This is a genomic window from Duganella sp. Leaf126, assembly GCF_001423125.1.
Lineage (GTDB): Bacteria > Pseudomonadota > Gammaproteobacteria > Burkholderiales > Burkholderiaceae_D > Rugamonas.
In genome coordinates this window covers 243,807-258,417 of record NZ_LMNW01000032.1, presented here as the reverse complement: position 1 = coordinate 258,417, position 14,611 = coordinate 243,807, and the positions used below count along the sequence as shown (strand labels likewise).

12 protein-coding genes are annotated in these 14,611 nt (G+C 65.2%); 11 read left to right on the top strand and 1 reads right to left on the bottom strand.

Annotation, left to right across the window (positions count from 1 at the left end; genetic code table 11):
- The first annotated feature begins 15 nt into the window (after positions 1 to 15).
- The 7 genes from tgt (at position 16) to ASF61_RS17880 (ending at position 8,658) form a co-directional block, all read left to right on the top strand.
- Positions 16 to 1,155: a tRNA guanosine(34) transglycosylase Tgt gene (gene tgt / locus ASF61_RS17910; protein ID WP_056158874.1), complete on the top strand. Its 1,140-nt coding sequence runs from the start codon at positions 16 to 18 to the stop codon at positions 1,153 to 1,155.
- A gap of 121 nt (positions 1,156 to 1,276) precedes the next feature.
- On the top strand, positions 1,277 to 1,612 hold the full coding sequence (gene yajC, locus ASF61_RS17905) for a preprotein translocase subunit YajC (protein ID WP_056158871.1): 336 nt from the start codon (positions 1,277 to 1,279) through the stop codon (positions 1,610 to 1,612).
- Positions 1,613 to 1,692: 80 nt separating this feature from the next.
- Positions 1,693 to 3,555, top strand: a complete 1,863-nt coding sequence (gene secD / locus ASF61_RS17900; protein WP_056158868.1) for a protein translocase subunit SecD — start codon at positions 1,693 to 1,695, stop codon at positions 3,553 to 3,555.
- 15 nt (positions 3,556 to 3,570) lie between these two features.
- On the top strand, positions 3,571 to 4,593 hold the full coding sequence (gene secF / locus ASF61_RS17895) for a protein translocase subunit SecF (protein WP_056158863.1): 1,023 nt from the start codon (positions 3,571 to 3,573) through the stop codon (positions 4,591 to 4,593).
- A 192-nt stretch (positions 4,594 to 4,785) separates the two neighbouring features.
- Entirely contained in the window at positions 4,786 to 5,487 is a 702-nt protein-coding gene (locus tag ASF61_RS17890; protein ID WP_056158860.1) for a gluconate 2-dehydrogenase subunit 3 family protein, read from the top strand.
- A 10-nt stretch (positions 5,488 to 5,497) separates the two neighbouring features.
- Positions 5,498 to 7,276, top strand: coding sequence for a GMC family oxidoreductase (locus ASF61_RS17885; protein ID WP_056158859.1), 1,779 nt, complete (start codon positions 5,498 to 5,500; stop codon positions 7,274 to 7,276).
- Positions 7,277 to 7,284: 8 nt separating this feature from the next.
- Positions 7,285 to 8,658: a cytochrome c gene (locus tag ASF61_RS17880; RefSeq protein ID WP_056158856.1), complete on the top strand. Its 1,374-nt coding sequence runs from the start codon at positions 7,285 to 7,287 to the stop codon at positions 8,656 to 8,658.
- A 79-nt stretch (positions 8,659 to 8,737) separates the two neighbouring features.
- Here the strand turns inward: ASF61_RS17880 and ASF61_RS17875 are convergent, their stop codons facing one another.
- Entirely contained in the window at positions 8,738 to 9,826 is a 1,089-nt protein-coding gene (locus ASF61_RS17875; protein WP_229205909.1) for a helix-turn-helix domain-containing protein, read from the bottom strand.
- 140 nt (positions 9,827 to 9,966) lie between these two features.
- Here ASF61_RS17875 and eat point away from each other — a divergent pair, with 140 nt between their 5' ends.
- The 4 genes from eat to eutC are packed head-to-tail and all read left to right on the top strand — an operon-like array spanning position 9,967 to position 14,476.
- Positions 9,967 to 11,358: an ethanolamine permease gene (eat, locus tag ASF61_RS17870; RefSeq protein WP_056158848.1), complete on the top strand. Its 1,392-nt coding sequence runs from the start codon at positions 9,967 to 9,969 to the stop codon at positions 11,356 to 11,358.
- Positions 11,359 to 12,174: a TorF family putative porin gene (locus ASF61_RS17865; protein ID WP_229205908.1), complete on the top strand. Its 816-nt coding sequence runs from the start codon at positions 11,359 to 11,361 to the stop codon at positions 12,172 to 12,174.
- Between the two features lie 21 nt (positions 12,175 to 12,195).
- Positions 12,196 to 13,587, top strand: a complete 1,392-nt coding sequence (locus ASF61_RS17860) for an ethanolamine ammonia-lyase subunit EutB (RefSeq protein ID WP_056158845.1) — start codon at positions 12,196 to 12,198, stop codon at positions 13,585 to 13,587.
- 7 nt (positions 13,588 to 13,594) lie between these two features.
- The gene (gene eutC, locus ASF61_RS17855; protein ID WP_056158841.1) at positions 13,595 to 14,476 is read left to right on the top strand and encodes an ethanolamine ammonia-lyase subunit EutC; all 882 of its coding nucleotides are present in this window, start codon (positions 13,595 to 13,597) and stop codon (positions 14,474 to 14,476) included.
- Positions 14,477 to 14,611 lie beyond the last annotated feature (135 nt).

Sequence of the window (14,611 nt, the reverse complement as noted above, 5' to 3'; positions counted from 1 at the left end):
CAAGGAATAACCCCCATGTTGGAATTCAAGCTACACAAAACCGATACCAGCGGCCTGACCCACGCCCGCCGCGGTGAAGTCAAACTCAACCACGGCGTCGTGCAGACGCCGATCTTCATGCCGGTCGGCACCTACGGTTCCGTGAAGGCGATGTCGCCGCTGGAACTGAAGGAGATCGACGCCCAGATCATTCTCGGCAATACCTTCCACCTGTGGCTGCGCCCCGGTAACGACGTGATGGCCAAGTTCGGCGGCCTGCACGACTTCATGGGCTGGGACAAGCCGATCCTGACCGACTCGGGCGGCTTCCAGGTGTTTTCGCTGGGCGCGATGCGCAAGATCACGGAAGAGGGCGTGCACTTCAATTCGCCGATCAACGGCGACAAGCTGTTCCTCTCGCCCGAGGTGTCGATGCAGATCCAGCGCGTGCTCAACTCCGACATCGTGATGCAGTTCGACGAGTGCACGCCGTACGAGATTGACAAGCGTCCGGCCACCATCGAGGAGGCGGCCAAGTCGATGCGCATGTCGCTGCGCTGGGCCCAGCGCTCGCACGACGAATTCCACCGCGGCGAAAACCCGAATGCGCTGTTCGGCATTGTCCAGGGCGGCATGTTCGAGCACCTGCGCGACGAGTCGCTGGCCGGCCTCGAACAGATCGATTTCCCTGGCCTGGCCATCGGCGGCCTGTCGGTGGGCGAGCCGAAGGAAGACATGATGCGCATCCTGCAGCACGTCGGCCCCAAGCTGCCGGCCAACAAGCCGCACTACCTGATGGGCGTGGGCACGCCGGAAGACCTGGTGGCCGGCGTCTCGCACGGGGTCGACATGTTCGACTGCGTGATGCCGACCCGCAACGCGCGCAATGGCTGGCTGTTTACCCGCTTCGGCGACATCAAGATCAAGAACGCGCGCTACAAGGACGACAAGGAGCCGCTCGATCCGACCTGCTCGTGCTACGCCTGCCGCAACTTCTCGCGCGCCTACCTGCATCACCTGAACCGCACCCAGGAAATCCTCGGCGCGCGCCTGAACACGATCCACAACCTGCACTACTACCTCGACATCATGCGCCAGATGCGCGAGGCGCTCGACGAGGACCGCTTCCACGCGTGGACCCTGCAATTCCATGCCGAGCGCGCCCGTGGCGTATAAAAAAGCCCGGCGCGATCGGGTTTAAAAACAAATAACACCCCCCATTTGCCGGGAAGTTCTTGCGCCTTCCGGCCAGTGCTAGAATACAGCGCTGTTTTTTCAAACTATTATCGGAGTCACCGTGTTTATATCCAACGCTTACGCCCAATCCAACCCTCTCGAATCGCTCGGCGGCGCCGGCGGCTTCCTGGGCCAGTACGGCTTCCTGATTCTGATGTTCGTGGCGATGTACTTCCTGATGATCCGTCCCCAGATGAAGCGCGCCAAGGAACAGAAGACCATGATGGAAGCGCTGGCCAAGGGCGATGAAGTCGTGACCGCTGGTGGCGTGCTGGGTCGGATCTCGAAGATTTCGGACCTGTACCTGACGCTGGAAATCTCGAACGGCGTGGAACTGACCGTGCAGAAAAGCTCGGTGACCATGGTCCTGCCGAAAGGCACGCTCAAGGCGCTGTAACCGGCCCCGGCTCCGGCCCGCCCGTCGCCCGACTGGCGGGCCGGTTTGCATCCGACGCCTAACCCCGAACGTTGAACACTATGAATCGCTATCCCGTCTGGAAATACCTACTCATCGCCGTCGCCATCCTGCTCGGCGCGCTGTACTCGGCGCCCAACTACTTTGGCGAATCGCCGGCAGTGCAGGTCACGAGCGGCAAATCGACGCTCAAGCTGACGTCCGACATGGTCGCCAAGGTCGATGAGGTGCTGACCCGCGAAAACATCCCGCACAGCGAACTGAGCTTCGATGGCACCGGCACCTACGCCTCGGTGCGCGTGCGCTTCCCCGATCCCGACACCCAGTTCCGCGCCAAGGCCGTGCTGGAAAAAGGCTTGAACGCCGACCCGGCCGACCCGTCCTACCTGGTGGCGCTGAACCTGCAACCCGATACCCCGAAATGGATGCAGAAGCTGCATGCGACGCCGATGTACCTCGGCCTCGACCTGCGCGGTGGCGTCCACTTCCTGATGCAGATCGACACCAAGGCCGTGCTGGCCAAGCGCGTGCAAGGCATCCAGGCCACGGCCCGCAGCCTGCTGCGCGACAAGAACGTGCGCCACGCCGGCATCGACCGCAACGGCGACACCATCGTCATCAACTTCCGCGACGACGCCACCCGCCAGAAGGCGAAAGCGGTGCTGATCGACCAGATGCCGGACATGACGTTTGCCGATAGCGGCAGCGACGCCGACCTGAAAACCGTGATCGGCCTGAAACCTGCGGCGCTCAAGAAAACCGTGGACGAAGCGGTCAAGCAGAACATCGCCACGCTGTCCAAGCGCGTCAACGAACTGGGCGTGGCCGAGCCGATCATCCAGCAGCAGGGCCCGGACCGCATCATCGTGCAACTGCCGGGCGTGCAGGACGTGGCGCGCGCCCGTTCCGTGATCGGCCGCACCGCCACCCTGGAAATCCGCATGGTCGACGAATCGGTCACCCCCGGTACCGAACTGACCTCGGCCATTCCACTGAACTCGGAACTGTTTACGGTCGGTAAAGGCGTGCCGGTCGTGCTGACCAAGGACGTGGTGCTGACCGGCGACTACATCTCCAGCGCCACCGCCAGCTTCGACCAGAACCAGCAACCGGCCGTCGGTATCGACCTCAACGGCGATGGCGGACGCCGCATGCGCGACGCCACCAGCGCCCGCGTGGGCAAGAAAATGGCCATCGTGCTGTTCGAGAAGGGCAAGCCGGAAGTGCTGTCGGTGGCCACCATCCAGAGTGAACTGGGCAGCCGCTTCCAGATCACCGGCATGGGCAGCGCCGAGAATTCGGCCGAACTGGCGCTGCTGCTGCGCTCGGGCGCGCTGGCCGCCCCGATGGAAGTGATCGAAGAGCGCACGATCGGCCCGCAGCTGGGCGCCGAAAACGTCGCCAAGGGCATGCACTCGACCATGTACGGCTTCGCTGCCGTGGCCGTCTTCATGGTGGCCTACTACATGATGTTCGGCCTGTTCAGCGTGATCGCACTGGCCTGCAACCTGCTGCTGCTGGTGGCGCTGCTGTCGCTGCTGGGCATTACCCTGACCCTGCCCGGCATGGCGGCAATCGCGCTGGCGCTCGGCATGGCGATCGACTCGAACGTGCTGATCAACGAACGCGTGCGCGAGGAACTGCGTAACGGCGCCTCGCCGCAGGCGGCCATTTCGGCCGGCTTCGACCGCGCCTGGGCCACCATCATCGACTCCAACGTCACCACGCTGATCGTCGGCCTGGCGCTGCTGGTGTTCGGTTCCGGTCCGATCCGCGGCTTCGCTGTCGTGCACACGCTGGGCATCCTGACCTCGATGTTCTCTGCCGTGTTCATCATGCGCGGTGTGGTCAACCTCTGGTATGGCCGCAAGAAAAAGCTGCAATCGATCGCCATCGGCACCATCTGGCGTCCGGACACCAAATAATTCGAGGCATAGCACATGGAATTTTTCCGCATTAAAAAAGACATACCGTTCATGCGGCATGCCCTGGTGTTCAACGTCATTTCGGCGTTGACCTTCGTGGCGGCCGTGTTCTTCCTGTTCCACCGCGGCCTGCACCTGTCGGTGGAGTTCACCGGCGGCACCGTGATGGAGCTCAAATACCAGCAGCCGGCCCACCTCGAAGCGATCCGCGCCTCGCTGCGCGGCATCGGCTACGAGTACCCGGAAGCGGCCGGCTTCGGCACCGCGCACGACGTGATGCTGCGCCTGCCGGCGGTGAAGAACATCAGCGGCAAGGATGCCTCGCAACTGGTGTACGACACCCTGTGCAAGGCCGAGAAAGCCAGCCTGACCCAGGTCGACAACGTCAACGCCCGCGGCGAGCACGTGGTCAAGCAGGCCTGCATGACAGCTGCCGGCACCGAGGCGCTCGAGCTGCGCAAGGTCGAATTCGTCGGCCCGCAGGTCGGCGAGGAACTGACCCAGAACGGCTTGAACGCGCTGGTGATGGTGGTGATCGGCGTGATGCTGTACCTGGCCATCCGCTTCGAGTGGAAGTACGCCGTGTCGGCCATTATCGCCAACCTGCACGACGTGGTGATCATCCTCGGCTTCTTCGCCTTCTTCCAGTGGGAATTCTCGCTGACGGTGCTGGCCGGTATCCTGGCCGTGCTCGGTTACTCGGTCAACGAATCGGTCGTGATTTTCGACCGGATCCGCGAAAACTTCCGCAAGTACCGCAAGGCCAGCGTGCACGAAGTGATCGACAACGCGATCACCTCGACCATCTCGCGCACCATCATCACCCACGGCAGCACCCAGATGATGGTGCTGGCGATGCTGTTCTTCGGCGGCCCGACGCTGCACTACTTCGCCATGGCACTGACCATCGGTATCTGCTTCGGTATCTATTCGTCGGTGTTCGTGGCTGCTGCGATTGCCATGTGGCTCGGCGTCAAGCGTGAAGACCTGATCAAGCCGGTCAAGGAAAAGGACGAGACCGACGGCGCCGTGGTGTAACCGCTGCGCAGTTTTCCCGGCCAAGAGCCGCTTCCCTCGGGAGGCGGCTTTTTTTTTGGCCGTGATATCGGTAACAACGCGTAGTAAAAACCATATCGTGCGCAAGCCGGCACGATCTAGGCGTAGGATGCCAATTCGCTATTTAGTTTATTTATGTAATTTTGCTACTGTTAGTCGAATAAAAGGGTTCTCATGAAAACCATTGGTATCTCTCCCCACCGCCGCAGCTTCCTGCGCAAGGCAGTTGGCGCCGCGCCAGCCGTGGCGCTGGTCGCAGCGGCCGGCGTCGGCACGGTCGCCACGTCGGCCAGCCCGCCCGCGCAAAGCACCTACCGTCCCGTCTATTTCACTGCCGCCGAGTGGGCCACGCTGACCGCGCTGGTCGATCGCCTGATCCCGGCCAACAGCGACGGCCCCGGCGCGCTGGAAGCGGGCGTGCACGAATTCATCGACCTGCAGATGAATACGCCCTACGCCTACGGCAAGCTGTGGTTCATGCAGGCGCCGTTCGCGCCCGATTCCGCTCCCGAGTTCGGCTACCAGTTTCCCATGCCGCCACGCGAGCTGTACCGCAGCGCCCTGGCCGGCCTCGAGCACGCGGTGCAGGCCAAGCTGGGCAAGGCTTTCACGGCGCTGGACGCGGCCCAGAAAGACGCCGTGATCGGCGAACTGGAGCAGGGCACGCTGGCCATCGGCGCGGTGCCGCCCAAGACCTTCTTCGGCCAGCTGCTGCAAAACACGCGCGAAGGCTATTTCTGCGACCCTGTCCACGGCGGCAACAAGGACATGATGGCCTGGAAAATGATCAACTTCCCCGGCGCCCGGGGCGACTATATGGACTGGGTCGAGCAGTACGGCAAGCATTATCCGCTGCCGCCTGCCTCGATCGCTTGAAGGACGCATCATGGCAGACATTACATTGAAAAAAGTCGAGGTCGTCATCGTCGGCTTCGGCTGGACCGGCGCCATCATGGCCAAGGAATTGACCGAGGCCGGCATGCAGGTGCTGGCGCTCGAACGCGGCGCGTTCCGCGACACCTACCCGGACGGCGCCTATCCGAAAACGCTCGACGAGCTGACCTATATCCAGCGCTCCAAGCTGTTCCAGGACATGTCGAAGAGTTCGTTCACGTTCCGCCACGACACCGGCAGCGTGGCCGTGCCGTACCGCCAGATCGGCGCGTTCAAGCCCGGCACGGGGGTCGGCGGCGCCGGCCTGCACTGGTCGGGCCAGCACTGGCGCGTGCTGCCGGAAGAGCTGAAACTGCGCTCGCACTATGAGCAGCGCTACGGCAAGAAATTCATCCCGGAAGGGATGACCATCCAGGACTTCGGCGTCACGTTCGAGGAACTGGAGCCGCACTTCGATTTCGTCGAAAAAGTATTCGGCACCTCGGGCGTGGCCTACCGCGTCGATGGCAAGGTGGTGGGCGAGGGCAATTTCTTCGAGCCGAGCCGCTCCGACCATTACGCGCTGCCGCCGCAAAAAGTGCCGTACACGGCCCACCTGTTCCACAAGGCGGCCACCGAGGTCGGCCTGCACCCGTTCGTGGCGCCGTCGTCGAATGCTTCGCAGCCGTACGTCAATCCGTATGGCTGCCAGATGGGGCCGTGTAACTTCTGCGGCTTCTGCTCGGGCTTTGCCTGCTATAACTATTCCAAGGCCTCGCCGCAGGTAAACATCATGCCGGCGCTGCGCAAGGTCGCCAATTTCGAGCTGCGCCCGCACTGCAACGTGCTGCGCATCAATCTCGACAGCAGCAAGAAAAAAGCCACCGGTGTCACCTATGTCAACCAGGATGGCAAGACCGTCGAACAGCCGGCCGACCTGGTGATCGCCAGCACCTTTGCCTACAACAATGCCCACCTGTTCTTGCTGTCGGGCATCGGCAAGCCGTACGACCCGGTCAGCGGCGAGGGCGTGGTGGGGCGCAATATCGCCTACCAGACCATGTCCACCGTGCAGATGTTCTTCGATCCGAACAAGAACACCAATCCCTTCATCGGCGCGGGCGGCACCGGCGTGGCGGTGGACGATTACAACGGCGACCACTTCGACCATGGCCCGCTCGGCTTTGTCGGCGGCTCGCCGGCCTGGTGCAACCCGGCCGGCGTCAAGCCGATCGCCGGCATCCCGGTGCCTGACGGCACGCCGGCCTGGGGCGCGGGCTGGAAAAAGGCGGTCAAGGACAATTACACCAACACCGTCTCGTTCGACGTCCACGGTGCCAACATGGTGTACCGCGACTGCTATGTCGATCTCGATCCGACCTACACCGACCAGTTCGGTCAGAAGCTGCTGCGCTTCACCTTTGACTGGAAGGACAACGACATCAAGATGAGCCGTTACGTGACCGACAAGATGCTGGCGGTCGCCAAGGCCATGAACCCGAAATCGATCCACGTGTCGGTGAAAAACTTCGGCGATCACCTCGACCTGCGCAACTACCAGACCACGCACTGGGCCGGCGGCACCGCCATGGGCACCGACCCGCGCATCAGCGTGCTGAACCGTTACCTGCAAAGCTGGGACGTGTACAACGTGTTCGCGGTCGGCTCGAGCGTGTTCCCGATCGGGATCGGCTACAACCCGACCGGCCTGGCCACGGCGCTGGCGTACTGGTCCGCCAAGGCGATCCGCGAGCAATACCTCAAAGATCCCCGTCCCCTCGTTGCCGTTTGAGAATGTCCATGAATACCTACCTCACCAAATCCCTGGCCCTGCTGACCCTGTCGCTGCCGATGCTGACCTGGGCCGCGCCCGATCCCAAGCTGATCAAGCAGGGCGAGTACCTGGCGCGCGCCGGCGACTGTTTTGCCTGCCACAGCGTCACCGGCGGCAAGCCGTTCGCGGGCGGTCTCGGCATGGAGACGCCGATCGGCAAGATTTATTCGTCCAACATCACGCCCGACAAGAAAGCCGGCATCGGCACCTGGACCTTCGAGGACTTCGACAAGCTGATGCGCACCGGCGTGACCAAGGCCGGCTACACCGTCTACCCGGCCATGCCGTACCCGTCGTACTCGCGCCTGAGCCAGGCCGACATGCAGGCGCTGTATGCGTACTTCATGCTCGGCGTAAAACCGGACCCGACGCCGAGCCGCGATTCGGACATCGTCTGGCCGCTGTCGATGCGCTTCCCGCTGGCGATCTGGCGCTGGATGTTCGCACCGAAGCCGGCGCCGTACCAGCCGCCGGCGACAGCTGTGGCGAATGCCCAGGTGCTGCGCGGCGCCTACCTGGTCGAAGGCCTGGGGCACTGCGGCGCCTGCCACACGGCGCGCAGCGTGACCATGCAGGAAAAGGCCTATACCAGCAATGGCAACACCGACTTCCTGGCTGGCGGCCAGGTGATCGACGGCTGGAGCGTGCCTTCGCTGCGCAACGAACACGGCGGCGGCCTGGCGCGCTGGAGCACGGCCGACATCGTCGATTTCCTGAAAACTGGGCGCAACGGCCACACGGCCTCGTTCGGCGCCATGAACGACGTGGTGGCGCACTCGACCCAGTACCTGAACAACGACGACCTGAGCGCCATCGCCGTGTACCTGAAGTCGCTGCCCGCCAACAACAAGGCCCAGCCGTTCGTGGCCGATCCCAAGGTGGCCACGCAACTGTTCAACGGCCAGCCCGCCACGGCTGGGGCACTGCTGTACCTGAACAAGTGCGCCGGCTGCCACCGCTCGGACGGCAAGGGTTACAGCACCGCCTTCCCGGCGCTGGCCGGCAATGCCGTGCTGCAGACCAGCGATGCGACCTCGGCGATCAACATCATCCTGTCCGGCGGCGCCGTGCCATCGACCCACACGGCGCCGTCGGCGCTGACGATGGCGCCGTATGCAAACGAGCTGAGCGACCAGCAGGTGGCCGACGTGGTCAACTTCATCCAGACCAGCTGGGGCAACCGCGGCGGCACCGTGGTGGCCAGGGATGTTGCCAAGGTGCGCAAGGTATCGGTGCCGGTGAAACCGCTGACGGCTGCCGCGTTTGCAGCGGGGCGCGAAGGCACGGTGCCGCAGCCAGTGTCCCGGCCGAGCAGCGTGGACAAGCTCGACAGCAAGTAGTCGGTCCATGGCCCGGCAGGGTGGGCGCAGCCGTGGCGTGCATGTCGCGCCAGCTTCCTTGCCGGCACAGCGAGCGCGCTTACTGTGTCCGTCGGGTCCGCAGCGCGGCCGACGGACACTGGCCGAACAGCTTGCGGTAATCGCTGGAAAACTGGCTGAAGTTGCTCATGCCCCAGGCGTCGGCCACGTCGCCGACGGCCGCCCTGGCGCTGCCCTGGTCCTGGCCGAGCAGGGTGCGGCGGGCGCCGTTCAGCCGCATCATCCGCATGTACACCAGCGGGCTCATCCCCAACACCTCCTCGAAACAATACTGCAGCGTGCGGCGGCTGACGTGCACCTGCGCGCACAGCTGCGGCACCGTCAGCGCCACATCGCGGTGCGCATCGATGTACGCGCGCACCTGATCGACCACGCGCCGCCGCCGCTGCAGGCTGGGGCTGGCGGCCGGCGCGCCGCAGCCACGTTCGAGCAGGTCCAGCAGCAAGTACAGCACGCTGTCGTGCCACGCGCCTGGCCCCATACACGGGACAGCAGCATCGCCGGCGCCAGCCCCAGTAGCTCGGCTACCGCCCGCAGCGCTGGCGAAGCCGTGCACGTCTTTTGCCCCACCGCCAGCACCTGCCGCCGTCGATGGCAAGGCGGCCGCCAGCATACGCAGGCACGCCGCACGGGCGGCGCCGTCCACTTGCAGGATGTCGGCCGCCTGCACCTGCTGCCAGTCGATCTGGCGGCCGTGGCGGCGGGCCGCTTGTTCGAGCAGGCGGCGGCTGGCGACGATGCCGTAGATGCTGTACGCGCTGGGCGTGACCAGTTCGAAGTCGACGTCGCCCGGGCGCACCAGCAGCGTGTGCCCGGCTGCGCGCCGGCCGTTGATGCGGGTCGTGCGGTCATCGTCAGGGCCGTGGTCGGGCAGGCCGAACCACAGGGCGTCTGGCCAGACGCGGCACGATTGCCGCACCGCCTGGTTCAGGCTCTCGCGGAAGACCTGTAGCTGCGGCAACTGCCGCTCGGTCAGCGCGCCCGTAAAGCGGCCGGCGCTGACCTGGTCGTAGCGCTGCTGCCAGTCGGTCAGCGCGCTGGCCAGCTGGTCGGCGTCGTGCGCCATCACCGTGCGCACCGTGGCGTTTGCTGGTGCAGGGGGCTGGGTGGGTGTCGCAGTCTGGTGCATGGTGGCTCCGCTGGGATGGTGACGCGGCGCGCCCGCCGCAGGTTTGCCGATTTGCGATAACGCCGCAGCTGGCAGCGCTTCTATACTGAATTGCATCAACCTTCCAGCAACTTTCATACCCGCTACCAACGGAGAATGTCATGAATGCACAACAGGCAACCGGGCAGCCGGCCCTGCAACAGACGCTGAGCACCTTCCAGCTCTGGGGCATCGCTGTCGGCCTGGTGATTTCGGGGGAATATTTCGGCTGGAGTTACGGCTGGGCCTCGGCCGGCACCCTCGGCTTCACCGTCACCGCGCTGTTCATCGCGGTGATGTACACCACCTTCATTTTCAGCTTCACCGAGCTGACCACGTCGATCCCCCACGCGGGCGGACCGTTCGCCTACAGCAAGCGCGCGTTCGGTCCCACCGGCGGCTACCTGGCCGGCGCCGCCACGCTGATCGAGTTCGTGTTTGCACCGCCGGCCATCGCACTGGCCATCGGCGCCTACCTGAACGTGCAGTTTCCCACCATCGATCCCAAGCTGGCGGCAGTCGGCGCCTACCTGGTGTTCATGACGCTCAACATCGTCGGCGTGCAGGTGGCCGCCACCTTCGAGTTGCTGATGGCGCTGCTGGCCATCTTCGAACTGCTGGTGTTCATGGGCGTGGTGGCGCCGGGCTTTTCCATTGCCAACTTCACCAGAGGCGGCTGGGCCGGGCAGGACGGGTTCAGCAGCGCGGCGATACCGGGCATGTTTGCCGCGATTCCGTTCGCGATCTGGTTTTTCCTGGCCATCGAAGGCGTGGCCATGGCAGCCGAAGAAGCCAAAGACCCGAAACGCTCGATCCCGATCGCCTACATCACCGGCATCCTCACGCTGGTGCTGCTGGCAGTGGGCGTGATGGCGTTTGCCGGCGGCGCCGGCGACTGGACCAGGCTGGCCAACATCAACGACCCGCTGCCGCAGGCGATGAAGATGATCGTCGGCGACCACAGCGGCTGGCTGCACATGCTGGTCTGGCTCGGTCTGTTCGGCCTGATCGCCTCGTTCCACGGCATCATCCTCGGCTATTCGCGCCAGATCTATGCGCTGGCCCGCGAAGCCTATCTGCCGCCGGCCCTGGCCAGGATCCACCCGCGCTTCAAGACCCCGCACCGCGCCATCCTGGCCGGCGGCGCGGTCGGCATCGCCGCCATCTTCAGCGATGAGCTGATCAAGATCGGCGGCCAGACCCTGACCGCCAACATCGTCACCATGTCGGTGTTCGGCGCCATCACCATGTACATACTCAGCATGCTGAGCCTGTTCAAGCTGCGCCGCGACGAGCCGGACATGGCGCGCCCGTTCCGCGCACCGTTCTACCCGCTGTTCCCGGCGATTGCGCTGGCCGGGGCCGTGATCTGCCTGGTCACCATGATCTATTACAACCCGCTGATCTTCGGCGTATTCGTCGCCTTCCTGGCCATCGGTTACGGCTTTTTCCTCGCCACCGGCGGCCGCCGCGCGCAGCATGCTGCCGCCCGCCATCCCGCCAAAGGAGCTTGAATGATGATCCGTCACACCATGATGCTGCGCCTGGCTGGCGCCGGCCTGCTGGCCACCTTGTCCGGTCTGGCTGCCGCAGCCGAACCGGCACCGGCTGCCTGGACCGAGAGCGGCAATGTCACGCTGGTATCGGACTACCTGTTCCGCGGCATCTCGCAAACCCAGGCCAAGCCCACCGCCCAGGCGGCGCTCGATTTTACGCACAGCAGCGGTGTGTACCTGGGGCTGTTCGGCTCCGGTGTGTCGCACGCGGCCTACAACAACGGCGCCGGTGCCGAGCTCGACGTGTATGGCGGCTACCGCCACGCCCTCGACGCCGACACCAGCCTCGACGCCGGCCTGGTCACCTACTGGTTCCCCGGCGCGCACTATGCGACAGCCGGCCGCGACATCCAGTACCATACCCAGGAAGCCAAGTTCGGTGTCAATGTCGGCAGTTTCAACGCGTATGCCTGGGTGTCGCTGAGCCGCTACTGGTTCGGCTTTGCGGTGCAGCCCGGTAGCGGCGCACTGGTCGATACGCGCGGCACCGTGTACGGTGAGCTGAACTGGAATCCGGAACTGGCGCCGGGCCTGGTACTCAATCTGCACGCGGGCCGCCAGCAGGTGCGCCGCATGGCCGCGTTCAATTTTTACGATGCCAGGGTGGGCGTGACCAAGACTGTCGGCCACTGGGCGTTCGCGGCGGCCGGCACGTACAACAGTGGCGACGCCAGCAGGAACGGCACGCCGCTGTGGACGTTCTTCAACGCCGACGGCAGCAGCAAGAACGTGGTGCAGAAGCGCTTGCTGGTGACCGCCACGCGCACCTTTTAAACCGGCCTCACCGGAGGAACCATGGGCAGTTTTTCGCACACGGCAGGCAGCAGGACGTACCAGTTCCGCGACCTCAAGGACCTGATGGCCAAGGCGTCGCCGGCCCGCTCCGGCGACGCCCTGGCCGGCCTGGCCGCCACCAGCGCCGAAGAACGGGTGGCCGCGCAAATGGCGCTGGCCGACCTGCCGCTGCGCCTGTTCCTGAACGCGCCGGTGGTGCCGTACGAAGACGACGAGGTGACGCGCCTGATCGTCGACGAGCACGATGCGGCGGCGTTCGCGCCGGTGGCCCACCTGACCGTGGGCGACCTGCGCAACTGGCTGCTCGGCGACGCCGCCGACAGCGCGGCGCTGGCCGCAGTCGCCCCCGGCATCACGCCGGAAATGGCGGCAGCGGTATCGAAGATCATGCGCATCCAGGACCTGGTGCTGGTGGCGCGCAAGTGCCGCGTGGTCACGCGCTTTCGCAACACCATCGGCCTCGCAGGCTGCATGGCCACGCGCCTGCAGCCCAACCATCCGACCGACGACGCCACCGGCATTGCTGCCAGTCTGCTCGATGGCCTGCTGTACGGCAGCGGCGACGCCGTCATCGGCATCAACCCGGCCACCGACAACGTGCCGCAGGTGATCAAGATCGTCTCCATGCTCGACGAGATCATCGCCCGCTATGCGATCCCGACCCAGTCCTGCGTGCTGACCCACGTCACCAACACGATAGCCGCCATCGAGCGCGGCGCGCCGGTGGACCTGGTGTTCCAGTCGATTGCCGGCACCGAGGCGGCCAACGCCAGTTTCGGTCTCAACCTGGCGCTGCTGGACGAGGCGCGCCAGGCCGCGTTGTCGCTGCGGCGCGGCACGGTCGGCGACAACGTCATGTATTTCGAAACGGGGCAGGGCAGCGCGCTGTCGGCCAATGCCCACCACGGTGTCGACCAGCAGACCTGCGAAGCGCGCGCCTATGCGGTGGCGCGCAAGTTCAAGCCGCTGCTGGTAAATTCGGTAGTCGGCTTCATCGGCCCCGAGTACCTGTACGACGGCAAGCAGATCGTGCGCGCCGGGCTGGAAGACCATTTCTGCGCCAAGCTGCTGGGCCTGCCGATGGGCTGCGACGTCTGCTACACCAACCACGCCGAAGCGGACCAGGACGACATGGATGTGCTGCTGACCATGCTGGGCGCGGCCGGCTGCACCTTCGTGATGGGCATCCCGGGCTCGGACGACATCATGCTCAACTACCAGACCACGTCGTTCCACGACGCCCTGTATGCGCGCCGCGCGCTGGGCCTGCAGCCTGCGCCCGAGTTCGCAGCATGGCTGCGGCAGATGGCGATTTTTACCGGCGACGAGCGCGCCACGCTGGCGCACGCCATGCCGCCGTCGTTCCAGCGCGCACTGGCGCAACTGACGTGAGGACACCATGAGCGAACTGCAACCACGCGGTACCGGCACCGACCAGGAGGACGCTGCCGATGCGCCAGCGGCGCAGGCGCTGGTGGTGGACAACCCCTGGGCCGCCCTGCGCCGCTACACGGCCGCGCGCATTGCGCTCGGGCGCACCGGTGTGAGCCAGCCGACGGCGCCGCAACTGGCGTTCCAGCTGGCCCATGCGCAGGCGCGCGACGCCGTGCACCGGGCGCTGGACGTGGCGCCGCTGGCTGCAGGGTTGCAGCAGCTGTTCGGTCAGCCGGCGCTGGCGCTGCACAGCGCTGCTGCAAGCCGCGACATCTACCTGCAGCGGCCCGACCTGGGGCGCCGCCTCGACGACGCGTCGCGCCAGCAGCTGCAGCAGCGGCAGGGGACGGGCAAGGACGAGGGCGGCTACGACCTGGCGCTGGTGGTGGCCGACGGCCTGTCGGCGCTGGCCATCGAGCAGCATGTGCTGCCGTTCCTGGCCTGCCTGGCGGCGCGGCTGGCGTCGGAATCGTGGACCTTGTCTCCGCCGGTGGTGGTGGAGCAGGGCCGGGTGGCGGTGGGCGACGAAGTGGGCGAGTTGCTTGGCGCGCGCGCCGTGCTGGTGCTGATCGGCGAGCGGCCGGGCTTGAGCTCGCCCGACAGCATGGGCTTGTACCTGACCTGGGCCCCGCGCGTGGGCCTCACCGACGCGGCGCGCAACTGCATTTCGAATGTGCGACCGGCAGGGCTGCGTTACGAGGCGGCAGCGTACAAGCTGCACTACCTGCTGACCGAATCGCGCCGGCGCCAGCTGTCGGGCGTGGCGCTGAAAGACGAGACCGCGGACGACGGGGCCGAGGCGGACGGCGCGCTACCCGCAGCTGCTCGGAATTTCCTGTTGGAATAAATGTGACGTGCTGTGTTAACTGACGCACAGACCGTTGACGCGATGCACGGTATCGTTGCGCCATCTCCTCTGGAGGAGATCCCTAGTTTTGGACTTTGCCCGCTACCCAGCGGGCTTTTTTTTGGAGTCAGCGCG

Excerpts from the sequence above, each read along its gene's own strand:
- eat (WP_056158848.1), top strand. The coding sequence starts at position 9,967 with ATGAATGCACAACAGGCAACCGGGCAGCCGGCCCTGCAACAGACGCTG.
- ASF61_RS17880 (WP_056158856.1), top strand. The coding sequence starts at position 7,285 with ATGAATACCTACCTCACCAAATCCCTGGCCCTGCTGACCCTGTCGCTG.
- ASF61_RS17890 (WP_056158860.1), top strand. The coding sequence starts at position 4,786 with ATGAAAACCATTGGTATCTCTCCCCACCGCCGCAGCTTCCTGCGCAAG.
- ASF61_RS17860 (WP_056158845.1), top strand. The coding sequence starts at position 12,196 with ATGGGCAGTTTTTCGCACACGGCAGGCAGCAGGACGTACCAGTTCCGC.
- tgt (WP_056158874.1), top strand. The coding sequence starts at position 16 with ATGTTGGAATTCAAGCTACACAAAACCGATACCAGCGGCCTGACCCAC.
- ASF61_RS17885 (WP_056158859.1), top strand. The coding sequence starts at position 5,498 with ATGGCAGACATTACATTGAAAAAAGTCGAGGTCGTCATCGTCGGCTTC.
- eutC (WP_056158841.1), top strand. The coding sequence starts at position 13,595 with ATGAGCGAACTGCAACCACGCGGTACCGGCACCGACCAGGAGGACGCT.
- secF (WP_056158863.1), top strand. The coding sequence starts at position 3,571 with ATGGAATTTTTCCGCATTAAAAAAGACATACCGTTCATGCGGCATGCC.
- secD (WP_056158868.1), top strand. The coding sequence starts at position 1,693 with ATGAATCGCTATCCCGTCTGGAAATACCTACTCATCGCCGTCGCCATC.
- ASF61_RS17865 (WP_229205908.1), top strand. The coding sequence starts at position 11,359 with ATGATGATCCGTCACACCATGATGCTGCGCCTGGCTGGCGCCGGCCTG.
- ASF61_RS17875 (WP_229205909.1), bottom strand. The coding sequence starts at position 9,826 with ATGCACCAGACTGCGACACCCACCCAGCCCCCTGCACCAGCAAACGCC.